Genomic DNA, 25,251 nt, shown 5'->3' with positions numbered 1-25,251 from the left:
AACTACGCCAAGATCATAGCGTCAACCACCTTAAAAATGACCAAGAATGATATTTTATTTGCCATATTGAAGGCTATTTTACTTTTTCTGCATGAAATTTAATATATTCTGAAGGAGACATGCCCTTAACTGCCCTGAACTGCCTATTAAAATTGGAGATATTGCTAAAACCTGATTCATATGCTACAGCGGTAATCTTATTTTCACTTTCAAGCAACAGTTTGCAAGCATAACCAACCCTAATTTCATTCAGGTATTTTGTAAAGGACTGTCTATGTGTCTTTTTAAAGAAGCGGCTGAATGCAGAGGAATTCATGCCAATAGCCTCAGCCACTTGACTCGCATTAATTTCACTCTTGAAATTGTCAAAAACGTACTTATATATTTGATGGAGTCGCTTGTTTTGAGCCCCCATGAAGTTGTCCAAATACCCAATGCTTGACAATAGCTGATAATCTTGGTGTTTTGACAACATGTTTAGCAATTCTATTAAAGCCATTGCTCTTTCAAAGGGATCCAAAGTCAGCATGGTTCTAAACGATTGAGCTATTTTGGAGTCAACATTCTGAAAGTTAATACCTCTTGCCGATCTCTTTAAAAGTTCATTGATCTTACTAAATTCAGGAACACTAAAGAATTTGTCCCCTAGAAAATCCTCTTTAAAATGAATAGCAATTGCATGTGCGGCATCCGGTATGTTCTCTTTAAAATATCTCTCGTTATTTAACCACATATGTGGTAAATTCTTGCCCAAAAGTACCACATCACCTGCCGCGAATTTTTGGATACTATCCCCAACAAACCGCATACCATTGCTCTTTTCAGTCAAAATCAGCTCCAATTCTGGGTGGTAATGCCAAACCTTTAGAAAATAGGGGTATTTATGGTCAGAAACGGAAAAAGATGACCCGCTGATATTACTCCTATTTAGTAAATGAAGTTTCATAATAACCTATTGCTTATTTTATCCAAAACTTGTTACTGTTGAGCAGAGCACTGGACGAATTGAACTCATACCATGTTTCTGAAAGAATCTAATATATCACTTTCTATGCAAATAGTGTATATTATTGACAAATAGTATTCCAATTAGCAAAAAAAATACCACATATTCTAAAATACAAACGATGCTTTGAAAACCTTGTTCTACTCGGCGACTTTAACATCCCTCACTAAACAAGTAAACATTCCCGATAAAATTTTACGTAAATCCTTATCGGCAAAACCCACACTTTATCACTTTCATAATACTTTAATATAAAGTTTAAAGACAATATCCATGAAGTGGTTCTTCCAACATTTTTTGTCTACATACAGACCTAGTCCCAAAGAACTTAGGCAGGGTTTCCAATCTAAATACTTAAAGTCCGGATTAACACTTCAGGAGGCCGCTGAGATAAAGGAGGAAATTAAATTGGCCTTTGAACGAGACAAGTTGTATAAGAACAATGTAATAGGTCTAAATGACCTTTCACAATATATTGCCAAGGATAGATACAAAGTTTCCCAGGTGCTGAACGAATATCTACAAAAGAACTTTTATTCCTTGTTAAATCATTATAGAATAAAAGAAGCCAAACACTTGTTGATAACCCAGCCTTTCCTAAGTGTTAAAGCTGTAATGTATGAAGTAGGATTCAACAGTAAGACTAGTTTTTACAGTGCCTTTAAAAAAGAAACTGGCCTAAGCCCAAATGATTATAGAAGTCTAACAATGTATGCTTCTTAATCAAGAAGATTTTCAAGACAACCACAATCCCTTTCTTCTCGCCCTTATTTACCATACCCCACAATTTTTAGCATTCTCGTTTTAAGCGCCAAAGAGAGTCACTGATTTTTTTAACTCGGCAAGCACTCCCACAATTATCTCAAACATTGACATTTGATAATGCTCAACACATTTTCCACGTAAACTCTGTTAAAATTTAAGAAACCTTTTATTCTCCTGATTCAATCAATTTTTTGTTAAAAAGAGTACTTCCCGTTGGGCAAGAATTTTTTTATGGTACGCCCCGTTTTAAAAGTACTTCTCCTGTTAAGCATTACAATTGTTTTGTTGTTGCAATTGTAAAGGTGAGGCGGTGAGAGGCCTTACTACCTTAATAAATTTAGAGACTTTCCATTAAGTTTTGTTTTAGTACAGGGAGTATTATTTGAATTAGCTATCATACACTCTCCCGCCTGCCTTTCTCAGTTGCGCTAACTCACAATTACTAACAAAACTTTTAATCTATGAAAGTAAAGAAGCTATTTGGGACATTCGTCTTCATGTTATTATGTATAGCATCTGTTCAGTCTCAAGAAAAAACAATCACCGGAACAATTACCGATCAAACTGGAGCACCACTGCCTGGGGTCAATATTGTAGTCCAAGGCACAACCAATGGAACGCAATCTGACTTTGATGGCAATTATGTCATTACAGCTAGTGTGGGACAGACATTGGTATATACCTATTTGGGACAAAGAACAACCCAAAGAGAAGTAGGTGTACAAGATGTGGTCAACGTCCAAATGGAAGAAGATGCCCAAGCGCTAGAAGAAGTAGTGGTAACGGGTAGTGCCTCTGGTAAATCCTTGAAGGAACTGAGTTTTGCGCTTGGTCAAGTCAAAAATGAGCTATTGGAAAATGTTCCGGCTACCTCTGCGGCGGCTGCGCTACAAGGTAAAGTCTCAGGTGTTTCAATCTCATCACCTGGCGGTCAACCGGGCAGTAATGTATCCATTCAGTTGAGAACTGCAAATTCCCTTTCCACAGGTCAGGACCCATTGGTTATTGTTGATGGGGTAATCCTTGAAGGAGGATTGGCCGATATCAACACTGAGGATATTGATCGAATTGAGATTGCAAAAGGTGCCGCTGGGGCATCTTTATACGGTTCACGAGCAGCAAATGGGGTAATCCAAATTTTTACGAAAAGAGGAAAAGGAAACAACAAAATCAATGTGACCTATAGAAGTGAAATAGGGGTGAAAGAGATTACCAGCAAGTATGATCTGGCTACTACGCATAGATTCAAACTGACGGCAGATGGCTCAGCATTTGATCTTTCCAGCGGTTCGCGTGAGGTGGACGACGACGGATTAAGTGATAATCCTTATCCTATAAGCCGTATTTTTAATTACCAAGATGACATATTCACAACGGGAGTGTTCAACACACATTATGCCTCTGTTTCGGGCGGTGACGAAAAAACCAGATATCTTTTTTCTTACCAAAGACTTCAAGATGAGGGAATATATGTTTTGGTGGATGATTATAGAAGGGACAACTTCAGGTTGAACCTTGACAATAATCTCTCTGATAAAATCAGTTTAAAAACCTCTCTTTTCTATAGTAATTCCAATAGAGATGCATCAATTAACTCAGGGACAACGGTAGGTATATTGTTTCCTGCCTTGATTACCGAACCAATTTATGATTGGAATGCGGTAAATGAAGAGGACGGAAGTCCATTTAATTATGATAGCAACACCTTTGATCCAAATATAAAGAACCCACTTTATACATTGGCCAATAACGACAAGACAGAGAAAAGGAATAGGGTTTTGGGTAATGTTTCACTTGATTACAGAGTTACACCATGGTTAAAGCTTAATGGTTCGTATTCATATGATTTTGAGAACAATACTTTTGAGGATTACATTCCAAAAGGCTACCTGTCCGATGATCCAGATGGGCAGGCACAGAACATTGGTTTTATACAACGTTCCAATTTTAATGGCCGAGCTCAGAACACAAGGTTCAACGCTCTGTTTTCTCCTTTTTCGGTAGATTCTGATTTTAATCTGGCCTTACGTTTTAGTTATCTTCATGAAAGATATGAAAGTGAGTTTAACAACTCTGAGGGGTACAACCTAGCTGTTTCGGGGATACGATCATTGGATAATATCACTGATCCGCCATCACTTTCATCCCAGGCCCAAGAAATCTTGACCGATAGTTACTTTGTAATTGCCGATTTCGATTATAAAAGCAAGTACATCATCAGTGGTGTTGCAAGGCGGGAAGGTTCATCCCTTTTTGGTCCCAATACTAGGTGGGCCAACTATTTTAGAACAAGTTTGGCTTATCGTGTAACTGAGGATATTGAAATTCCAGGTGTTCAAGAACTTAAACTAAGAGCTTCTTACGGTACGGCAGGTATTAGACCTAGTTATGAAATGCGTTTTGAAACATTTGAACTCAGAAATGGTTCTCCAACGCGAGCCACAATTGGTAACAATGATTTAAAACCTGCAAAAACAGGTGAGCTGGAATTAGGATTGAACATGAATTTCCTCGATCGTTTTTCATTTGAATTTAACTATGTAAAGGCCAAGACGGAAGACCAGATTCTTCGAGTACCATTGTCCGCAGCAGCAGGATTTAGCGCCCAATGGAGAAATGCCGGGGAAATTGATGCCACCACCTATGAAGCTTCCTTAAATGCAAATATTGTAAGAAGTGATAATGTTACATGGGATTTGGGAATTGTTTGGGATAAATCCGAACAAAAAGTTAGCCGTTTGGATGTTCCCGCCTATTTAACAGGTCCAGGGACACAGGAGACAACCCTATTTAGAATTGAGGAAGGGCAGAATTTTGGCGTCATGTATGGTAATGATTTCATCAGAAGTCTTTCTGATTTACCCGCTGGGTTAACCCCAAGTGACTACACTATAAATAGTGCTGGATTTGTTGTGGACCAAGCTACTGGGGAAACCCCGGTTAGAAGAGCGGATGCCTCCGGAAACGAATTCTTTGTAATCGGTGATATAACCCCGGATTTCAGAATGGGTATCAACACCACTTTCAACTATAAGAATCTTTCCCTTTATGCCTTGGTAGATTGGAAACAAGGAGGAGATATATACAACAAGACAAAACAATGGCTCTACAGGGATGGAAGGCATACCGATATAACAAGTGGGCTGCCCTACAATTTTTATCAAGGCTTGTACAATGTTAATTTACCAAGTTCTGCTTTTGTTGAAGATGGTACTTTTGTGAAATTAAGAGAATTGTCCCTATACTATACTTTAAAGGGTGAGTCACTAGGAAACATAGGTAATTTCATTAATGCTATGAAGTTTGGTTTTGTTGGTAGAAACCTGCTCACTTTTACTGATTATTCTGGTTTTGACCCAGAGATAACCCACCAATCAGAAACCAATAGAGCTAATTTGACTACAAGGGATACCGATGGGATTGGTAATGACCCCAATACCCCCGGTGGAGACCCAAACATCTTTAAGGTTGACAACTTTCCTTACCCTACCACTAAAACGTATAGTTTTTCTGTACAATTAACATTCTAAAAAAAATAAAATGAAAAGATTAATTATAAACAAAGTTCTAATTCTTGGTCTTTTGGTCTTACCCTTTTCATGTACCAACGAAATAGATAACGTAGTAAACCAAAACAATCCAGATAGATCTCAGGTATTGGCCAATGGGAGCGATTTAATTGGTATAGTCGGTGGAGGTTTTGTAACCTGGTGGCAAGCCAATAATAGAGACCTTTATCCTGCTGTTGCAGTTGCTGGGGATATTGCGACCTGTTCTTGGGGGAATTTTGGTATGAGGGTTTTATCCAACGAACCAAGAAATCCAATTTTGAATGCTGCATCATGGGCAGATTTAGCTGTACTTGAACAACCATGGCAAGGAAATTATGCAGCTGTTTCTTCTGCAAACGATGTTATTAATGCTATCAATAACAATGGTATCACTTGGATTGTTGGTGGTGTTGACAATACTCCAATGGTTTTAGCTTCGGCATATTTGTTAAGAGGTTTTTCCTATGGATATTTGGGCCTTCTATTTGAAAAAGGCTTCATTGTTGATGAAAACACGGATATCTCACAAAAGCTACCATTTGTAACCTACAGTGATTTAATAACACAGGCAGTCGCTGATTTGGATGCCGCGATTGCTATCGCAAACTCCAATTCATTTGAAATTCCAAACACGATCATAAATGGTGTTTCACTTCCTCAAGACGAACTAATTAAATTATGTAATTCGTACAAGGCTCGATTTATAGTTCAATCCGCAAGAAATCTGAACGAGACCAACGCCATTGATTGGAATTCCATCAAGACTTATGCTGAAAACGGTATTACCGCTGATTTTGGACCAACTGGAGACAATGGAATAAGCTGGTGGAACAACGCAAATGTGTTAATGGACTCACCTAATGGTTTTGGTGCATTTGGAGGAAGATTGGATATGAGATTGGTGCATCTTTTGGATCCCAACCAACCCGAATTCTTCCCTGCAACCTCAGGGTCAACACTGGATAACCCAGAAATGACATCAGCCGATGCCAGAGTAGGCGATGGCAAGGATTTTGAATTTAGATCTGATATCTTGTTTAGGGCGGAAAGAGGAAGATTCCATTATTCACACTATTTCCACACCCGTAATCTATACGATGAAGGTTTTTCTGATGGAGCAGATGCCAAGCAAATAAAAACCTTTATGTTAGAGGATAATAGATTATTATTGGCAGAAGCAAAGGCAAGATTGAATGATGCAACCGCTGTTGATGATGTTAATGCAGGGTCCAGAGTAACGCGAGGAGAGTTGACCCCATTAGCCGGTGGCGCATCTCAACAAGAAATATTGGATGCCATTTTTTATGAGCGCTATATTGAATTGTTCAATACCGCAGTTGGTAGTGGTTTCTTTGATAGAAGAAGAATCAATGAACTTCAGATAGGCACTTTCAGGCATTTCCCTATTCCTGCAACAGAACTTGAGGTTTTGGAGGAAGAATTGTACACGCTAGGAGGTGTTGCCGCCGACCCAACCGGAGTAGTGCCTCATTATAATATTGCGGCAGCTCCGGCAAGAACGGACGACACAAACATCCCAACTTTTAACTAACTCAAACTTTTTAAATTAAAAAAAGGGGCTGTTGGCTTGAGCCAACAGCCCCTTTTCATTTTTGGTGCAATCCTGTTTTAAGAAGTATCTTTGATTAAACTCTAGTTCAATGATTGCCACTATTTGTAGAAAAGCCCACTTCAATGCAGCGCATAGACTTCATAATCCCAAATGGAGCAATGAAAAAAACCTTGAAGTTTTTGGCAAATGCAATAGCCCCAATTATCACGGACATAACTTTGATCTGGAGGTAAGAATTAGGGGCAAGGTAAATCCCGATACTGGGTTCGTTATGGATTTAGCGGTTTTGGGAAACCTCATAAAAGAAGAAATTGAAGATCGGTTTGACCATAAGAACTTAAATGAGGACTGTCCCGAATTTGTAGGATTGCTTCCTTCCACGGAACATTTTGTAAAAGTGATATATGATATTTTAAGGCCAAAATTGGAAAAAGATCAATTACTCCATATTACATTGTACGAAACAAAAAAGAATTCGGCAGAGTATGGAGATTGGTAACAATTTTACGATATTGCACTCCGTTTTTAAAGGGATATTAGCTCAGTTGGTTTAGAGCGCTGCCTTGACAGGGCAGAGGTCACTGGTTCGAATCCAGTATATCCCACACAAGAAGTCTTTTCAATAAAACCGTACTTCATCAGTAACGTTCCATATCGGCATCAATTTCTTGCGCGTACCTATCCATTCCTCCTTCCAAGTTGAATACATTTTGAAAACCCTCATTAGTGAGGTAATCAACAATTTTCCTACTTCTGCCTCCATGATGGCATACCACTACAATCTTTTTATTTGTGGGGATTTTAGAAAGGTTGTTTTTTACTCTTCCCGCAGGTACCAATACCGCTTTGGGAATATTACAAATATCATATTCAAAAGGTTCTCTTACATCCAACAGAAAAAAATCATCATCCAATTTCAGTAACCTGGAGAATTCCGCTACACTTATTTCATCTTTGACGTTTTCATGTTTGGATTCACCTCCTTTTGATATACCACAAAAAACCTCATAATCAATAAGCTCTTTGATAGTTCTATGATTCCCACAAACAGGGCAGTCAGGGTTTGCTTTCAGTTTTATTTCTGTAAACCTCATGTCCAAAGCATTATAGAGCAGTAACCTTCCTATAAGCGGACTGCCATTCCCAAGTATCAATTTGATGACTTCTGTAGCCTGAATCAGTCCGATGGTTCCAGGTAGCACTCCCAGAACACCAGCTTCTTCGCAAGAAGGAACAGCACCAGGTTCTGGAGGATTAGGATAGAGGCAACGGTAACATGGTCCATTCGCCGCTCCAAAAACACTTGCTTGTCCTTCAAATCGATATACAGACCCATAAACGTTTGGCTTGCCCAATAAGACACAGGCATCATTTACCAAATACCTAGTTTCAAAATTATCAGTTCCATCCGCAACAATATCATACTTCTCAATAATCTGCATGGCATTTTTTGAAGTGAGCGCTTCATCATAACGTTCAATTTTGATTTCGGGATTGATTTCGGTAAGTTTTTCAAATGCAGATTGATTTTTTGAGCGCCCTACATCAGACGTTCCATGTATGGTCTGTCTCTGTAGATTGGTCATATCAACAGTATCAAAATCCACCAATCCCAATTTTCCTATACCTGCAGCTGCCAAATACATGGCCACGGGAGAACCTAAACCTCCCAATCCTACCACAAGAACTGAAGCGCTTTTTAACTTCTTCTGGCCTTCAACACCCATTTCAGACAGCAATAAATGTCTGGAATACCTTATGAGTTCATCTTTTGATAACTCCATCGCATTTTTTTATAAAATTAAGCAATCACTATTTGATGTCTTAATACAAAAGATATAAATCCACCCACATCTTAAATTCGCAAAAACAAAGAGAATATTAGGAAGAGAGGACTTCTAGCACGTTTTCAAAACAACCATGTTTTTAGTGGCTGCCCATTAAAGGCCACAACGGAGTGTATCGAATTCCATAAGGTCAAATAATAATGAGGAATGACTTGCTTTAGACATACATACGGGCAAAGTTTTTGATCGATCTTGAAATATGGATTATTTTAAGGAAATTCGCCTTTCAAATAATTTTCCGATAAAAATGCAACAAGAAAGTAAGCTTAAGGAAGTGGCAGCGCTTTTTTTTAAATTGGGATGCATCGCTTTTGGAGGCCCTGCTTCCCATATTGCCATGGTGGAAGATGAAGTGGTCACAAAACGCAAATGGATGACCCAAGAACATTTTCTTGATTTGGTTGGGGCCACAAATTTAATTCCCGGGCCAAATTCTACAGAAATCGTGATGCACTGCGGACATGAAAGAGCTGGATGGAAAGGATTGATTGTAGCTGGATTGTGTTTCATTTTTCCTGCAGTGGTCATTACCTCAATCCTCGCTGGGCTCTATCAAGAATATGGACAGTTACCTGATGTAGAACCCTTTATTTATGGAATAAAACCAGCTGTAATTTCGATTATTGCCGTTGCTGCTTTTCGATTGGGTAAAAAAGCACTTAAAAGTACTTTGCTTGGCGTATTGGGGGCGATTACATTAACTGCCAGTCTTTTGGGCATAAATGAAATCCTAGCACTTTTTGGTTGTGCCGTTCTGGGTTTGCTACTGCATCTTTTTTCCAATACCCGTAAATCAGCAAATATTTTCACTCCTTTTTTCCTTCTTCCATTTATTGGGCAAGTACAAGTTGGAAACTTGAAAATATTCTTGGCATTTTTAAAAGTTGGCGCCATTCTTTATGGCAGTGGTTATGTATTATTTGCATTTCTGGATGCCGAACTAGTAGTCAAAGGATGGATAACACGGCAAGTTTTGATTGATGCTGTGGCCGTGGGGCAATTTACCCCAGGGCCCATTTTATCTACGGCAACATTTGTTGGATGGCAATTAAATGGTGCAACGGGAGCCCTGATGGCAACTGTAGGCATCTTTCTTCCATCTTTTCTTTTAGTTTATGCACTTAACCCCCTAATCCCAAAAATGCGTAAATCAAAAGCATTTTCTGCATTTTTGGATGCTGCCAACGTTGCGGCCGTTGCATTGATTATTTCAATTTGTGTTGAAATGGGGTTAGAAGCATTAGCTGGCTGGCGCTCCATGGTAATCGCAATACTAAGTATACTTTTTCTGCTGTTTGTTAAGCGAGCTAACAATTTTTTTATCGTTTTGGGTGGAGCCCTATTCGGCTATTTATTGACCCTGGTGCCTTTTACCTAAAAAATCTACCGTTCTTTCTTTTCAAATTAATATTTCCAACTATAATTGTTCAAAGCCAAAGTATAGGCTTTCCCAAATACATCCGTATGGTTAAGCAAGAAATATGATAAATATCATATTACGGTCATCTGCTTGAGTATACCTTCGCACAATAAAAGATAAAAAAGTCTTTTTTATTTGAGGCCAGCAAAAAAATTACAATTCAATAAAGCAGTTTATGGAAATTACAAAAGATAAAACCGTAGCAGATTTTGTTACTGAAAATATTAAAACCGCCCATATCTTTAAAAAGCATGGAATTGATTTTTGTTGCGGAGGGGGCATCTCCGTGGAAGAAGCCTGCGCAAAAAATAATGTGAATCAACTACACTTGGAAAAGGAGCTCATGGAGGTCGACAGTATTTTGGATAGAACCCACAATTACGACCAATGGGGCCTTAGTTTTTTGATAGACCATATCATCAATGTTCATCATACCTACGTTAACGAAAGTTTACCCATTTTATCAGAGTATGCCAATAAAGTAGCCAAAGTGCATGGAAAACATTATACAGAAGTTCTTGAAGTAAACATTTTGTTTCATAATGTGGCCAATGAACTTTTATCTCATTTGCAAAAGGAAGAACAAGTCTTGTTTCCATATATCAAGCAACTGATAAATGCCGAAAAAGAAAATGAACAAGAGAACATCCATCCTCCTTTTGGATCTGTAAACAACCCAATACGAATGATGGAACATGAACATGAAAACGCAGGTGACATCTTTAAGGAAATTGCCAAATTGACCAATAACTACACTCCCCCACCTGAAGCTTGCAATACTTTTAGGGCCTTATATGCCAAACTGAACGAATTTGAACAAGACTTGCATCTTCATATTCATTTAGAGAATAATATATTACATCCCAAAGCCATTGCATTGGAAAAGCGGTTAGGATAAAATAGTTTTAATTTCATAGCCATTAAAAATGGGGTGTCGACAAGTTTAGATGCTCCATTTTTTAGTTTTATCCGCTCAGAACATTTCTTCGGAAAAAGTACCTTTGACCCGTAATTGGATTTCGTGCAAACATTAAAAAAACACAGCATTTTTGCTTTGGGATATTTCCTTTTGATTGCCCTTTTGGGTATGGCCTTACGCCTTTTCCAACTAATTGAGTTTCCCTTTGATTATAAGTTTTTGGTCCACACACATTCCCATGTGGCACTATTGGGGTGGGTATATACTGCCTTAACCACGCTGATTTATAAATCATATTTGAGCAAGGCTTCTATCCATAAAAAATACCGAAACTTGTTTTGGTTTACCCAAATTAACATTATTGGAATGCTTTTCACTTTTCCTTTTACCGGGTACGCCCTGTTTTCTATCCTATTTTCAACGCTGTTTCTGTTTGCTTCCTACGTTTTTATGTGGTTGTTCATCAAACATACTTCCGATGAGCAAAAAAGAAGCTATTCATACAAATGCATCCATGTTTCCTTATGGTATATGGTAATATCCAGCCTTGGCCCTTGGGCTTTGGGTATAATTATGAATACAGCGGGGAGTGGCTCTGACCTCTATAGAAATGCCATCTATTTCTACCTCCATTTTCAATATAACGGCTGGTTTATCATGGCACTCATTGGCATATTCTTATATCTTCTTGAGCAAAACAGCGCAAACCTGTCTTCAAGAACATTTCGACAATTTTTTTGGACCATGAACATTGGTGTTGTAACAACTTTTGGTATATCCATTTTATGGATGAAACCACCATATATCATCTATCTTATTTCAGTTTTTGGATCTTTGCTACAGCTTTTTGCTTTTGGGATTCTAATAAAATGGTTGTCCCCTTTTAGAGATCAAATCAAAAGTTTTGATTCAAAACCATCTTATTTGTTGATTAGAATAGCCGCATTGTTCTTTTTAATCAAGCTTCTTTTTCAGATACTGGGCTCCATCCCTTACGTTGCCTCAATTATTGCTTCTAACATTGATTTAGTTATTGGATATATCCACTGGACATTTTTAGGAGTTGTCAGCATTGCCGCTTTGGCATTTTTATCCCACTTCAAGCTAATTCACATAACAAAGCGAACAATTTTTCTTTACCTGATTGGGTTTTTCTTGACCGAAGGACTCATTTTTTACAGAGGAATTGTTGTTTGGTCCAAAACATGGTTGGCAACCAATTATTCATGGTATTTGGCGATAGCCAGCGGGATACTTTTGGTAGGAATTGCCCAAATTTTTATCAATCAGTTCCAAAAAACGACTAAAAACTGATGAAGAATAGCCAGTTAAATAGTATCAATATTGAAATAGCCACCTCTATTTTCTTTACGCAATAATGATTGACCAATAATCAAGTGAGACACATTGATCATGTTTCGCAATTCACAAAGGGAAGTATTCACTTTTGAGGTTCTATAGAGCTCTTCTACCTCTTTATAAATGATATCCAATCGTGTGATGGCCTTTGTCAATCGGTCATTACTTCGCACAATACCCACATAATCTCGCATTAAAGCTTGTAATTCGAATAGATTGTGTTGAATCAATATGTGTTCTTTCGGAACAATGGTACCTTCATCATTCCATTCAGGAATTTCAAAATCCATGGATTGAACGGTTTTTGTAGAAAGATGCTCAAAGATGTTGTGGGCATAGACCAAGGCTTCCAACAATGAGTTTGATGCCAATCGATTGGCCCCATGCAATCCGGTCCGGGAACATTCTCCGCAAGCAAACAAGTTTTCAATCGTGGTTTTTCCATTCTTGTCGACTGCAATCCCTCCACACAGATAATGTGATGCCGGTACCACGGGAATCCAATCTTTTGCAATATCAATATGAAGATTTTTGCACTTTTCATGGATATTTGGAAAATGTTTCTTGAAAGCTGCAATATCCAAATGGGTACAATCTAAAAATACATGGGTGTCGCCCGATTTTTTCAACTCGTTATCCATGCTTTGCGATACAATATCCCTAGACGCCAGTTCAGCCCTTTCATCATAATCAAGCATAAAACGATGACCGTTTTTATCCCGTAAGTATGCACCAAAACCCCTAACAGCTTCCGAAATGAGAAAAGTTGTTCCCCTTTCGGGATTATACAGGGCTGTAGGATGAAATTGTACAAACTCCATATCCTGTATTTGGGCCTTTGCGCGATAGGCCATGGCTATGCCATCGCCTGTGGCAATTTCAGGATTGGTGGTATGCCCATATACCTTACCAATGCCTCCGGACGCCAATATGGTGTTCTGAGCCTTTATGGTAAGGATTTCCCTTGTTTTTTCATCAAGTACATAAGCTCCATAACAGGATAACTGTTGAGAGATTTGTTTTTGTAGATGATGTTCCGTAATCAGGTCTATGGCAAAATGATAAGGCAGCAATCGCACATTTTCAAGCTGATGGACACGTTGAAGTAATGCTCGTTCCACTTCATAACCGGTAATATCTTTGTGATGTACCACCCGATACTCCGAATGCCCTCCTTCTTTTCCCAAACTGAAGTTACCTTCGGAATCCACATCAAAATTAGCGCCCCATTGAATAAGTTCGTTGAAGCGTTTTGGCCCCTCTTTTATTACCATTTGCACCACCGATTCATCACATAATCCATCTCCGGCGATCAAAGTGTCTTCAATGTGCTTTTGAAATGAATCTTCTTTCATATCCAATACCACAGCTACACCTCCTTGGGCATATTTGGTGTTGGATTCATCCTCATTCCCTTTGGTCACGATTGTGATCTTCCTCTTGGGAAACCTCTCTGCAATCTTCACTGCAAAGGTCAATCCGGCAACTCCGGAGCCAATGACTAAATAATCTGTTGTAATCATGTTATTTAGAAAGTTCCAACATTCGCTCAATGGGAGCTAAAGCATTTTTTTGAATATCCTCCGCTATATGAATTTGTGGGTCTTCGTTCAATAAACATTCATATAATTTTTGCAGAGTATTCATCTTCATAAAAGCGCATTCACTGCAAGCACAGGTATTATCTTCTTTTGCCGGTGCAGGAACCAACTCGGCCGTAGGAACTTCTTCTTGCATTTTATGAAGAATTCCAGCTTCGGTGGCCACTATGAATTTTCCTTCGGGGTGGGACTTCACATACTCCATCATTCCAGCCGTAGAACCAATGTATGTCGCTGTTTTAAGAATATGTTCTTCAGATTCAGGGTGGGCAATGATTTTATAATTTGGGTATTCCTTATGAAGCGCCAAGAGCTTCTCCATGGAAAATGCCTCGTGTACTAAACAGCTCCCATCCCAAAGTAGCATGTCGCGTCCTGTTTTTTGCATGATGTACTTTCCAAGATTTCTGTCCGGAGCAAAAATGATGGGTTGATTTTCCGGAACGGACTCAACAATTTTGAGCGCATTGGAGGATGTGCACACAATATCGGTTAGGGCCTTGATCTCTGCACTACAGTTCACATAAGTAATAACAATATGATCAGGATGTAATTTCACAAACTCTTCAAACGCATCAGGCGGGCATGAATCAGCCAAAGAACATCCCGCATCTAGGTCTGGTAACAATACTTTCTTGGATGGATTTAAAATTTTGGCCGTTTCTGCCATAAAATGAACTCCGGCAAAAACAATTACATCCGCATCGGTTTCAGAAGCCTTTTGTGATAACCCTAAACTATCCCCCACATAATCTGCAATCTCCTGAATTTCTGGAATTTGGTAATAATGCGCCAGGATAATTGCATTCTTCTCCTTTTTTAATTCTTCAATTTTCTTTCTTAGATTCATTTTGGCCAATAATTCTGCTTAGCGCGAAAATAATATTGGTGCATACCAAAAAGCATGATAAAAGTCATACAAATCATATTCAATACAATTAAGACTAAAATGTCTTTTATATATTTGACAAAAAGAGATTATGTTATCCAATGCTTGCAAGTATGCCATACGATCTATTCTTTATTTAGCCATGCAGGCAGAAGAGGGGGAAAAAATCGGGGTAAAAAAGATTTCGGAAGCTTTGGAAACCCCTCAACCCTTTTTGGCCAAATTACTTCAACAGCTCACTAAGAATAAACTGGTATCCTCTTCCAAGGGTCCAACAGGAGGTTTTTTCCTGGATGAAAAAAACCTGGAAAACTCCATTTGGGATGTAGTCAAGTGTATTGATGGCACTGATAAATTTGACCAATGTTTTATGGGGTTATCCGCTTGCGGGGATGAAAACCCATGCCCAGTTCATTTTACCGTTGCTCCATTTAAAGAAAAAATTTATAGTGATTTTAAAGATAAAACCATAGCAGAGTTTGTAGGTGAAATAAAATTGAAAGGACGATATATCACATTAAAGGATATAGGGTTATAAAATGTCATCCGCAAGCCAATTACTGTCCCAACTTAAGTATCTCAAAATTTAATGTCTGTAATTTCTCTTCGCTTTTTCTCAAACCCAGAAAAATTGAAGACAAATCATTGCCTGTTTTAGTACAGACTTCATCAAATAGTTGATTATAGTATTGTAACCCTTCCTGCAAGTTATTTGCGAACGTTTTTACATATTTAATCTGCTTTGGAGTACTCGTCAATTTTGTTTCATTCAGCTTCTTTTTCAAAAAGTCAATATAAATATTCAACTCCTTAACAAACATATTGGGGCGTTCGGAACTAGTGATCGTGGGTGACTTACCGTATATGGTATTGATAATTTCCGTTAACCCCATGGCCTTGGAAAAATAGGCAATATTGGGTCCTGGACAAACAGAAACGCCTTCTCCTTCAGTTTTGGTTTCCAAATCATTGGCCAACAAAGCGGAAGTTCCTAAGCCGACACACGTACAGGCTTTCTCTATAATTTTAGTATACCTTGTTTGATATTCGCTTTCTGGGAGATCCTCTTTGTCAAGTGCTTTAATTTTTAAATGTTGGTATTGCCGTGAGGCGGTACAGATTCCTTTTTCAGTAAATTCTTTATTTAGTGCCACAAACTTTTTGGGGCATGCACTCCCTGGTCTCCCTTTTTCAATAAGACGCATTTTTTCCAAATCTTTTGTATTTCCCTTCAAATTATTGAAAGGGACCCCCAAAGGCGAAATATCACTTAAATAGACATCCTCTTCCTTGGCATCAACCAATTTGTTCAACGTGGCATCATCTACCGTTGTAGCTTCCGGAACCAATAAGAAAGGACTTCCCCAGCCCACGGAATCCACTTGATAGTGCTCTAACAAGAATTGATGCTCATCAGCTGTCCCCACACCACCTTGAGCTGAGATTTTGAACTTCAGCTCTGTTTTGGGCACTACGTTGTCATTTTTTGACAATGTTTGGAACAAAACCTCTTGCAAGGATTGACGCAATTCTTCTCTTTTGTGTTTGAATTCCTCCAACACTGGACCCAATAGATAGCCTTCTGTTGCAAAAGCATGCCCTCCACAATTTAATCCCGATTCTATTCTGAATTCCGAGATCCAAATTCCTTTCTTTGCCAAGAATTTCCCTTGAATCATGGCGGAACGATAATCACTTACCTTTAAAATAACCTTCTTTTTAATAAAACCATCCTCATCCGGATAAAATTCCTTGAACTGTGATAAGTAACTGTACAATCTAGGGTTCATCCCAGCAGAGAGCACTAAAGACGAATCAACATCACTCATTGCAAACCCTCTCAAGGCAGCATGGGCATCATTATACTCCGTGGGCAATTTTTCCCCTTCAACATAATTGTCCTTGTCCACTTTGGTCATGATATTTACATCAATTCCTCCCATGGGAAAATTTGCTTTGAACCAATCTTTTATCTCATTAAAATTTAAAGTGTTCTTGGTCAATTGTTTAAATTCTTGCTTTAGGGAAGAAGCATCAGGAAGCATGTCGAAAAAACCATTAATATCATTGAGGGTTCTAGTGGTGGTTTTCCTGAATTCTTCAAATTCCCGTTCCGATAGGGTTTTCATCAGATTTAGGTAAGAAGTAATTCTTTTTGCCCTAAAATCTTCCATCTTTTCCGTAATCTCTTCATACGGGATTTTGAATTTCTTGCAGTACATACTCCTCATTTTTTCAATTAGGATATCATCTACCAAGGATATCACCGAGTCTATGCCAAATTTTGAAACCTTTAGCGGAGAATCTATTGTAAAGCCTATTCCCATCACTGGGATATGAAATGTATGTGTTTGTGCCATAATTGCGTGAGGTCAATATTTTTTGATCTAAAATTTTATGAAATGGTTAAAATGATTGTTATGAATAATACCAAATAGCCTGTAATGATCAATTTCCAAAAGAGATGTGCTTTTTTCAATTCCATAAATTGAAATGCCACACCTAAAAACTTAAATCCTGCCAATACCATAACAAAAATGGATACATTGATTCCGTTCATTCCAGAAAATAGCGACGTGATGATGGTCAGCACCACTAAAAGAATCCAGGTTATGGTTGTTGTTTTGTCCATTTAAAAAAGTAAATACAGTACTGGAAACAATAAAAGCCATATGAGGTCGCACATATGCCAAAAAGCAGCACTGGCCTCTATATCTTCAATTGTAGTGGATTCTTTCCTCAACCCTAAATACACTGAAATCAAAATAACCAACCCTACTATTACGTGGATAACATGAAACAGCGTAAGCATCCAGTAATAGTTAAAAAAAGTGTTGTGCCCCATACTTAATCCGGCTTCTATCTTTTCATAATACTCCCAGCTCTTCAGCAATAAAAAAAAGCTCCCAAAAAGTATGGTCACCGGCAAGTATTTCTTCAAACCATGCTTTCCTTTCATATTCACTTCCTTAACCGAAAGTGCCATAAAAAACCCACTAGTCAACAAAAAAACCGTATTGATCATGCCACAAGTTACGTTAAGCGACAATCTAGATTCATGAAATTGGTCAGGTTCTGCTTTACTTTCATATACCATTACTATCAACGCAATGCCAAAGGTGACCAATTCTAAAAGGATGATAATCCATATCAGGATTCCGCCAGGTGGATAATAAACATTTTTATAATCAATGATTTTCTGATTCATGCATGGCCGTTAAACCTATTAGGACTGATGTTTTATTTTTTCATAGAGCTTTACCAGCGATTGCAACAACTCTACAGGTGTAGTTAAAATTTGATAGTGGTTTTGCCCAAACATCTGCGGTAAATAGTACTTTGCTTGGGCTTCAATGGCCAATGCGTAAGAATTTATCTGACGCTCATTGAGCTCACGCAGGGCCTGTTTGATATCGTTTATCCCATATTTGCCTTCATAACGGTCATAATCGTTGGGTTTGCCGTCCGAAATCAAAATCACCCATTTGTTCTTGGTATTCCGTTTATCCAACAAAGCTCCCGAATGACGCAAGGCAGGACCAATTCGAGTGTAACCGCTTGGTTCCAGAGCGCCTATTTTAAATTTTGCCCTGCTCCAATCTTCATCAAACCCCTTTAAGGTGGTATAGGTAGAATGATTTCTTGTTTTGGAATAAAACCCATTAATGGAAAAGTCGATGTTGAACTCATTCAATATTTCGCCAAATAAAATGGATACTTGCTTTTCCACATCAATGACCCTATTACCAGCGGCATATCCGTCGCTGGACAAACTGCTATCCAACAACAATAAAATAGAAAGGTCTTTTTCCTTTTTGCGCTTAGACAAGTATATTTTTTCCGAAGGGGTATGACCAGAATGCACATCCGCAAACAAGTCGGTAACTGCATCCAAATCAAATTCCTCTCCTTGGGTCTGTCTTCGTTGCTGCTGATATTTGTTGTTCACCGTGGTCAACATCTTCCGCAATCCCAAAAGTGTTGACCCATTTTTAGAAATGGTATCCTTGTAATATGCAGTATCAGTTTTTAGAATGGTCTTGGGGTATACTTTGCAAAAATCTTCTTTATAGCTTCGTTTTGCATAGTCCCATTCATCATAAGGGACAAAATAACCGCTATCATCACTATTTGCGCTTTCTGCTATGGTGGTGTTTTCTACAAAATCGGCCTGGTATACAGAGTGTGCGGTATCATCTACCCTGACCGTAAATTTCATATTTAGATCCTCGAGCGCGTTGGCATGGTCGTCCAAATCGTCATCGCCATCCATATTTCTAAAATTTCCACCAAATTCATCCGCAGTCTCCACTTTTTCAAACTGGTGCTGTAAAACGGCATCCTCCACTTGTTTTTCATCTACCTGAACCGAGATTATTTCTTCTACGGCATTTGCTTTAAGCGTTGTTTTGGGTTGCTCCTGATCAGCTATTTTCACCTTATCAGAGAAGTTTTTCAATTCGTCACCAGTTTGTTCTTCGGAGGAGTTCTTCATCCACTTTCCATAGATGAATGAAAAATCAGGAACAGTATTTGACTTTCCTTTTTCTGAATAGTGTACAATAAATTTTTGATGATATTTTTTGGTCACGGGAAATTCATGGAACAAATATTCCAATACCATAGCCGATGTTTTGTTGGCCTTTTCTTGTGATTCTTTTAATGAATGTTCTTCTGTATCTTCCCAATTGAATCCCAAATTCTTTTGAATGGATAAATACAAAATCCGAAATAGGTAAAAAGACAAGTTTTCTTCTACCGTTAAAAATTGAGCATATGTTGAAGGCAAAAAGAAGTTATTGTTTTTATACCCTCCTTCACGTTCTGCCGCATAAAGTTCGATGGGCCGACCTGTAATGGCACGTGCAAAAATGGTAAGTCTCGGTTTTATTTCTGCCAATGAAACGGCATAGGACAAACTTGCTTCCTTCTTCTTGCGACGCCGTTTGAAGTAGTGCGCAAATTTGGTGAAGATATATTCATCTGGTTCAAACTCGAACATGTTCTTTGTTGTTTATAGCAAGTTTCTCAATATTACATGCTCACTACTCATATTTATATCATTAAATCACACAAGTCATTCAATGCACTAACAACCTCTATATCATCCGTTAGTGGTTCAACCACTGCCACATGCACGGCCAGTCTTTTGGGTAAGCCTGAGCGTATCAGTTTAGCGGCATCGACCAACAACCTGGTGGAAACGGTTTCAGTGAGGCCTAATTCCGTCAAATTCCGAATTTTGTTGGCAATATTCACCAGTTTTTTGGCATCTGCCGCTAAAATATTGGTCTCGTTCACCAAAATATCCGCTTCGATCTTTGCATCTGGATAATTGAAGGAAACGGCCACAAAACGTTGTCGAGTAGAAGGTTTCAATTCTTTAAATCCACGCTGATATCCTGGATTAAAAGAGGCTACCAACATAAAATCAGGGTGAGTTTTTATGGTTTCTCCAAGTTTATCGATAAACAATTCCCTTCGGTGATCGGTCAATGAATGTATCGCCACAATAACATCCGGTCTTGCTTCGGCAATCTCATCCAAGTACAAAATAGCTCCAGTTTTGACCGCCATTGTCAGAGGGCCGTCCATCCAAACAGTTTCCGCACCTTTGATAATATACCTGCCAATCAAATCAGTTGACGAAGTTTCTTCATGGCAACTCACCGTAATCAACGATTGATCAAGTTCATGGGCCATGTATTCAATAAATCGTGACTTCCCAGTTCCCGTAGGGCCTTTTAACAAAAACGGGATTTTGCTGTTGTGGGAATGTTTAAAAATGGCTATCTCCTTTCCAACTGGTTTATAGTACGGTACCGTTGTCTTTGAATGTGAAGTCATGTTGATTCTTTTTTCCTCAATTGTATTGACCATGGCATATGTTTTAAGGTCTAAAAAGCAATTGTTTCATAAAGTACAATCCTAAGTAAATCAGGTATGAGCAGACAATACTTTATGGACTAGTTAGGGACTAGTTTCAATTGCTAATTAGACCTGTCTGTTACTGTTTCAATAATTTTTTCAATGGTTTCCCTATTATCCACCCCCAATCCTTCCTGCTGATGTACTAATTCACCTTGTGGATTAAATACACTTATAATGTTGGAATGGGAAAAATCCATAGGTGAAATCTGTTTATATTTTACCGCCAGCACATTGGCAAATTCCCTTACTCCGGTTTCTGTTCCTTGAAGGAAGGTCCAATGCGCTGCGTCCATCAGGTTTTCCTTGGCAAAGGCTTTTAAATGTTTTGGCGTATCCGTTTTTGGGTCGATGCTCACCAATACATATTGTAAATCTTTATTGAAGGCTTCCGGAACTTGTTTTTCAATATTTCGCATATCTGCCACCAATCTGGGACATGCAGCTTTACATGTGGTATAGATCATGACCATGACCAAGGTTTTTCCCTTTAAGTCTTTCAACACTATTGTATTTCCTTCTTCTGTATTCCATTTTGAGGTCAGATTAAAAATGGATTCCTCGGAAATCTCCTCTGTTTCCATATTTTTTGATGGCAAAGAGGCCATAGCCATTAAATCCATTTTGCAAACCGAACAACTACCTGCGGTATTATGCGTTTTTTCTCCTTCGCATTTCATGGGACATTGGTATGTTATTCCATCATCGGTAGATGCCGTCTCAACTTTATTCTTGCAAGCAACAATAGACAACACAAACGCCAGAAATATGAATATTACTCTAAAATGCTTCATCATTAATATCTTTTACACATCTAAATCCTAAATTCTTCATGGTATATTTTGCTTTTAGGCTGCCACGAGTGGCATAACGCATAAAAGCAGCATAATTCATTAAATCGGTAGCTCCAATTGCTGCACTACCGCAAAAAAGGTTGCTATCGTTGTCCACATCTTTTCGAGACTCACCGGATACCATCACCGAATTAAAATCGGAAGTCCATTCCCAAACCAAACCATGTAAATCATAAACACCCCAATAATTTTTGAAGGTGGAACCAATGGTATTGTTGAATGTTTTAGGTTTTTCGTACCACCCCAAAATATATTCATTGTAGGTTTGAATTTGCCTAGCATCCGGTATATTTTCATTTGCCATGGCCACATACTCCCATTCATCTATGGTCGGCAAGCGTTTTCCTTTACATTCGCAATAAGCATTGGCTGCAAACCAACTTACATTGACCACCGGAGCATCCAATTTCTGATTATTACCTAAAGTAATGTCAGACTTCCAACCCATGAGATAACTGTCATCAGCAAAGAGTTTTTTTACTTTTGACTTTTGCCATTTGGGGTATTCTTTCACAAACTCCAAATATTCCTGATTGGTGACGGGATACACATCCATATAAAAATCTGAAATAGTAACTGTCAATGAATCCCTTCCATATAGCGGAATATAAGTTCCTCCCTTAATCTCAACCATTTTAGATTGACAATTTGCATTGCCCATCCAAAGAAAAAGTATACAAACTGTCAATCTTAAAATAGTCATCTGTCAATGTTGATTAGTGCCCACTTTTAACTTGTTCAACTTGGGCTTTGGTCACATTTGTTTTTTTGTTCCCCCAAGAATTATAGATATAGGTAAGTACATCGGCCACCTCATCTGAACTAATGGCCTGTTTGGTCATTACACTGTTATACTTTTGGCCATTAACAGTAATCTCTCCTGTTTTACCATTAAGCACAATGTCGATGGCACGGTTTACATCAGCATTTAAATAATCCGACTCAGCCAAAGGTGGAAACGCGTTGGGGATTCCTTCTCCGTTGGCCTGGTGGCATGCAAAACAGGTTTTGGCATAAACTTGTTTCCCCGATTCCATTTTCTCTGCCAGGGTTTTAGTACCACTGCTTTCGCTTTCATCATCACCTCCATTTGGCATAACCTGGATTCCACCGCCTTCTGGATTATAAATACCCTCCTGCACTACACCGGAATAAATAGTCTTGTTTTCTTCTCCCTGCACTTTTAACATGCCCAAAGCACCTTTGTTAAAAGCTCTAAAAATGGAGTGGTCCACCAAGATAAAAGTCCCAGGGACATCAACTCTAAATTCTACAATTGCGGCTCCACCAGCGGGAATCAGCGTGGTCTGCACATTCTCATTGATGCTATTGCCCCCTTCGACCATTACTTTGTCAAAAATTTCACCAATCACGTGAAAAGAAGATACCAAATTGGGGCCTCCGTTACCTACATACAGGCGAACTGTCTCACCCACATTAGCCGTTATGGCATTGTCCCCGGTCATAGACCCAACACTACCGTTGAACACCACATAATCGGCATCCTCATCAACAGCTTTCTGCATATCAAAAGGTTGCAATCCAGGGTCTCCATTTTCGCCTTTGGTGTAAAAATCGCCTTGCATTACATAATATTCCTTGTCCACTCGAGGAAGTCCACCTTCCGGTTCAACCAAAATCAATCCATACATCCCATTGGCAATATGCATTCCAACAGGTGCGGTAGCACAGTGATAAACATATAACCCTTCATTCAATGTTTTAAAGTTGAATTTTTTCTCATGTCCCGGAGCCACAAAAGAAGAGGTTGCACCACCGCCAGGGCCCGTCACAGCATGTAAATCTATGTTGTGGGGAAGTTTATTATCCGGGTGATTTGATAGGGTAAATTCCACCTCATCTCCCACTCGAGTGCGAATAAAACTTCCTGGTACAGAGCCACCAAAAGTCCAATAATTGTAAGTGGTTCCATCGGTCATGGTTCCTTCTTTTTCAAGAATCTCCATATTTACAATAAGCTTTTTTGCCTTACGGTCACCCACTCCTCTTGGAACATTGGGTGGAGCTGTAAGTTCTGCAGTCATTTCCCTGCTTACTGGAATATCGGCCGCAGAAGCATACTCTTTTTTGGTAGTGTTATCAATACAACTTTGTAAAGTAATCACACTTATGGCCATAAGGCCAAGGAACATTAGGTTGTTCTTGGGTATTTTCATGTATTCTAATTTGGATGTTATTTATTGTGTTATTTCTAAGGCTTGATCTGTTGGACGCCCATGTTTTAGGAAATCAATGATGTACAGTATGATTCCAAATGTCAGTACGGAAGCGCATAACAGTAGAACCACAAAATGGATACTGATCTCATTTTGGACCTGCATAAACTCCATTTTAAACTTGCGCTCCAAGTATACCTGGGCAACACCTGCTACTCCAAAAGCGACCGTCATTCCAATCATACCAATATTGGAAAGCCAGAATGCTGCTCTTCCCCGGGCACTTAGGTACAATTTTCTACCGGTCATATTGGGCATACTATAACTGATAATGGCCAATACGATCATGGCATAGGCTCCCCAAAAGGCCAAGTGACCATGCATTGCGGTTACCAAAGTTCCATGCGTGTATAAATTTGTCTGTGGAAGTGTATGCGCAAACCCGAGCAGACCCGCTCCTAAAAAGGATACAATGGCGGCACCGAGCGTCCAAAACAATGCAAGTTTGTTGGGATGTCTTTTCTCCCCTTTGCGATACATATTGACCGCAAATAAGGCCATGGCCAAAAATGCCAATGGTTCCAAAGCAGAGAATATACCACCTACTATCAGCCAAATCTTGTTTACACCTATATAATAATAGTGGTGCCCTGTTCCCAAGACTCCAGAAAGGAAGGTCAATCCAACGATTACGTAGAGCCATTTTTCAATCACCTCGCGGTCTACACCGGTAAGTTTGATCAAAAGGAACGATAATATACCTCCCATGATCAATTCCCATACACCTTCAACCCAAAGGTGAACCACCCACCAACGGAAAAAGGAGTCTGTAACCTGACTGTCAAATGGCAGCATCCCGGGCAGATAAAGCAATGCGGCAAACAACAGCCCCATGGAAAGTACCAAGGCAGTTGTGGTTCTTCGTTTTCCTTTAAAAAGAGTCGCTAAAATCAATCCTAAAAACAACAGGACATTGGCTACAACAAGAAAATCCAGCTGTCTTGGAATTTCAAGAAACTTACGTCCTTCCCACCAATTGAAATGATAGCCAATTACTGCTGCCACTCCAACCAATGCCAAAGAAATCAACTGTACATAGGCCAATTTCACATTGACCAGTTCACGTTGTGCTTCTTCAGGAATAATGTAGTAGGCCGCACCCATAAATCCGGAAAGCAACCAAACAACCAATAGATTAGTATGCACTGCACGAGCCGTGTTAAAAGGTATAAAATCGTGCAACCCGTCAAGACCCACGCGGGCAAAACCCATGATAAATCCATAGGTCAATTGTAAAACCAGCAGCAACATGGATAGCGCAAAAAACCAGTATGCCACTTTTTGTGATTTGTATTTCATAAC

Annotated in this window: 21 protein-coding genes and 1 tRNA gene; 9 read left to right on the top strand and 13 right to left on the bottom strand. The window is 39.0% G+C overall.

Annotated features, from left to right (window positions below; genetic code table 11):
* Nucleotides 1-73: 73 nt before the first annotated feature.
* Nucleotides 74-946, bottom strand: a complete 873-nt coding sequence (locus ACOQO1_RS17565; RefSeq protein ID WP_420604181.1) for an AraC family transcriptional regulator — start codon at nucleotides 944-946, stop codon at nucleotides 74-76.
* A 333-nt stretch (nucleotides 947-1,279) separates the two neighbouring features.
* On the opposite strand from ACOQO1_RS17565, the gene ACOQO1_RS17560 reads away from it, so the two are divergent.
* From ACOQO1_RS17560 to ACOQO1_RS17540, 5 genes are all read left to right on the top strand, one after another.
* A complete protein-coding gene (locus tag ACOQO1_RS17560; protein ID WP_420604180.1) occupies nucleotides 1,280-1,729 on the top strand; it encodes a helix-turn-helix domain-containing protein in 450 nt (149 codons plus the stop codon).
* A gap of 503 nt (nucleotides 1,730-2,232) precedes the next feature.
* Nucleotides 2,233-5,301, top strand: coding sequence for a SusC/RagA family TonB-linked outer membrane protein (locus tag ACOQO1_RS17555; protein ID WP_420604179.1), 3,069 nt, complete (start codon nucleotides 2,233-2,235; stop codon nucleotides 5,299-5,301).
* A gap of 10 nt (nucleotides 5,302-5,311) precedes the next feature.
* Nucleotides 5,312-6,874 carry a hypothetical protein gene (locus ACOQO1_RS17550; protein ID WP_420604178.1) on the top strand — a complete coding sequence of 521 codons (1,563 nt, stop codon included), beginning with the start codon at nucleotides 5,312-5,314 and terminating at the stop codon, nucleotides 6,872-6,874.
* A gap of 109 nt (nucleotides 6,875-6,983) precedes the next feature.
* Entirely contained in the window at nucleotides 6,984-7,394 is a 411-nt protein-coding gene (locus ACOQO1_RS17545) for a 6-pyruvoyl trahydropterin synthase family protein (RefSeq protein ID WP_420604177.1), read from the top strand.
* Nucleotides 7,395-7,425: 31 nt separating this feature from the next.
* A tRNA-Val gene (locus ACOQO1_RS17540) sits at nucleotides 7,426-7,500 on the top strand.
* Nucleotides 7,501-7,533: 33 nt separating this feature from the next.
* On the opposite strand, the gene moeB is transcribed toward ACOQO1_RS17540, so the two are convergent.
* A complete protein-coding gene (moeB, locus tag ACOQO1_RS17535) occupies nucleotides 7,534-8,679 on the bottom strand; it encodes a molybdopterin-synthase adenylyltransferase MoeB (RefSeq protein WP_420604176.1) in 1,146 nt (381 codons plus the stop codon).
* Between the two features lie 310 nt (nucleotides 8,680-8,989).
* Between moeB and chrA the strand changes: the two genes are divergently transcribed.
* The 3 genes from chrA to ACOQO1_RS17520 all read left to right on the top strand — a co-directional run bounded on the left by chrA (nucleotide 8,990) and on the right by ACOQO1_RS17520 (nucleotide 12,395).
* Nucleotides 8,990-10,120, top strand: a complete 1,131-nt coding sequence (gene chrA / locus ACOQO1_RS17530; RefSeq protein ID WP_420604175.1) for a chromate efflux transporter — start codon at nucleotides 8,990-8,992, stop codon at nucleotides 10,118-10,120.
* Nucleotides 10,121-10,337: 217 nt separating this feature from the next.
* A complete protein-coding gene (gene ric, locus ACOQO1_RS17525) occupies nucleotides 10,338-11,060 on the top strand; it encodes an iron-sulfur cluster repair di-iron protein (RefSeq protein ID WP_420604174.1) in 723 nt (240 codons plus the stop codon).
* Between the two features lie 123 nt (nucleotides 11,061-11,183).
* Nucleotides 11,184-12,395 carry a hypothetical protein gene (locus tag ACOQO1_RS17520; RefSeq protein WP_420604173.1) on the top strand — a complete coding sequence of 404 codons (1,212 nt, stop codon included), beginning with the start codon at nucleotides 11,184-11,186 and terminating at the stop codon, nucleotides 12,393-12,395.
* A gap of 14 nt (nucleotides 12,396-12,409) precedes the next feature.
* Here the strand turns inward: ACOQO1_RS17520 and nadB are convergent, their stop codons facing one another.
* Nucleotides 12,410-13,963, bottom strand: coding sequence for an L-aspartate oxidase (gene nadB, locus ACOQO1_RS17515; protein ID WP_420604172.1), 1,554 nt, complete (start codon nucleotides 13,961-13,963; stop codon nucleotides 12,410-12,412).
* A 1-nt stretch (nucleotide 13,964) separates the two neighbouring features.
* Nucleotides 13,965-14,891: a quinolinate synthase NadA gene (gene nadA / locus ACOQO1_RS17510; RefSeq protein ID WP_420604171.1), complete on the bottom strand. Its 927-nt coding sequence runs from the start codon at nucleotides 14,889-14,891 to the stop codon at nucleotides 13,965-13,967.
* A 130-nt stretch (nucleotides 14,892-15,021) separates the two neighbouring features.
* Here nadA and ACOQO1_RS17505 point away from each other — a divergent pair, with 130 nt between their 5' ends.
* Nucleotides 15,022-15,468 (top strand): RrF2 family transcriptional regulator, encoded by a 447-nt coding sequence (locus ACOQO1_RS17505; RefSeq protein WP_420604170.1) that lies wholly within the window; start codon nucleotides 15,022-15,024, stop codon nucleotides 15,466-15,468.
* Nucleotides 15,469-15,487: 19 nt separating this feature from the next.
* Here ACOQO1_RS17505 and ACOQO1_RS17500 read toward each other — a convergent pair whose 3' ends face one another.
* From ACOQO1_RS17500 to ACOQO1_RS17460, 9 genes are all read right to left on the bottom strand, one after another.
* Nucleotides 15,488-17,290 carry a hypothetical protein gene (locus ACOQO1_RS17500; RefSeq protein WP_420604169.1) on the bottom strand — a complete coding sequence of 601 codons (1,803 nt, stop codon included), beginning with the start codon at nucleotides 17,288-17,290 and terminating at the stop codon, nucleotides 15,488-15,490.
* 35 nt (nucleotides 17,291-17,325) lie between these two features.
* The gene (locus ACOQO1_RS17495) at nucleotides 17,326-17,562 is read right to left on the bottom strand and encodes a cytochrome C oxidase subunit IV family protein (protein WP_420604168.1); all 237 of its coding nucleotides are present in this window, start codon (nucleotides 17,560-17,562) and stop codon (nucleotides 17,326-17,328) included.
* The gene (locus ACOQO1_RS17490; protein ID WP_420604167.1) at nucleotides 17,563-18,138 is read right to left on the bottom strand and encodes a cytochrome c oxidase subunit 3; all 576 of its coding nucleotides are present in this window, start codon (nucleotides 18,136-18,138) and stop codon (nucleotides 17,563-17,565) included.
* Nucleotides 18,139-18,156: 18 nt separating this feature from the next.
* Nucleotides 18,157-19,932 carry a nitric oxide reductase activation protein NorD gene (locus ACOQO1_RS17485; RefSeq protein WP_420604166.1) on the bottom strand — a complete coding sequence of 592 codons (1,776 nt, stop codon included), beginning with the start codon at nucleotides 19,930-19,932 and terminating at the stop codon, nucleotides 18,157-18,159.
* Between the two features lie 53 nt (nucleotides 19,933-19,985).
* Nucleotides 19,986-20,810: a CbbQ/NirQ/NorQ/GpvN family protein gene (locus ACOQO1_RS17480; RefSeq protein WP_420604165.1), complete on the bottom strand. Its 825-nt coding sequence runs from the start codon at nucleotides 20,808-20,810 to the stop codon at nucleotides 19,986-19,988.
* Nucleotides 20,811-20,920: 110 nt separating this feature from the next.
* Entirely contained in the window at nucleotides 20,921-21,652 is a 732-nt protein-coding gene (locus ACOQO1_RS17475) for an SCO family protein (RefSeq protein WP_420604347.1), read from the bottom strand.
* A complete protein-coding gene (locus tag ACOQO1_RS17470) occupies nucleotides 21,639-22,346 on the bottom strand; it encodes a formylglycine-generating enzyme family protein (protein WP_420604164.1) in 708 nt (235 codons plus the stop codon). The genes ACOQO1_RS17475 and ACOQO1_RS17470 overlap by 14 nt, the downstream gene beginning before the upstream one ends.
* An 82-nt stretch (nucleotides 22,347-22,428) precedes the next feature.
* Nucleotides 22,429-23,889: a copper-containing nitrite reductase gene (gene nirK / locus ACOQO1_RS17465; protein ID WP_420604163.1), complete on the bottom strand. Its 1,461-nt coding sequence runs from the start codon at nucleotides 23,887-23,889 to the stop codon at nucleotides 22,429-22,431.
* Nucleotides 23,890-23,910: 21 nt separating this feature from the next.
* Nucleotides 23,911-25,248: a cbb3-type cytochrome c oxidase subunit I gene (locus ACOQO1_RS17460; RefSeq protein WP_420604162.1), complete on the bottom strand. Its 1,338-nt coding sequence runs from the start codon at nucleotides 25,246-25,248 to the stop codon at nucleotides 23,911-23,913.
* Nucleotides 25,249-25,251 lie beyond the last annotated feature (3 nt).

Origin of the sequence: Flagellimonas sp., assembly GCF_965222555.1 — a bacterium.
Lineage (GTDB): Bacteria > Bacteroidota > Bacteroidia > Flavobacteriales > Flavobacteriaceae > Flagellimonas.
This window is presented reverse-complemented; position numbering and strand designations above follow the sequence as displayed.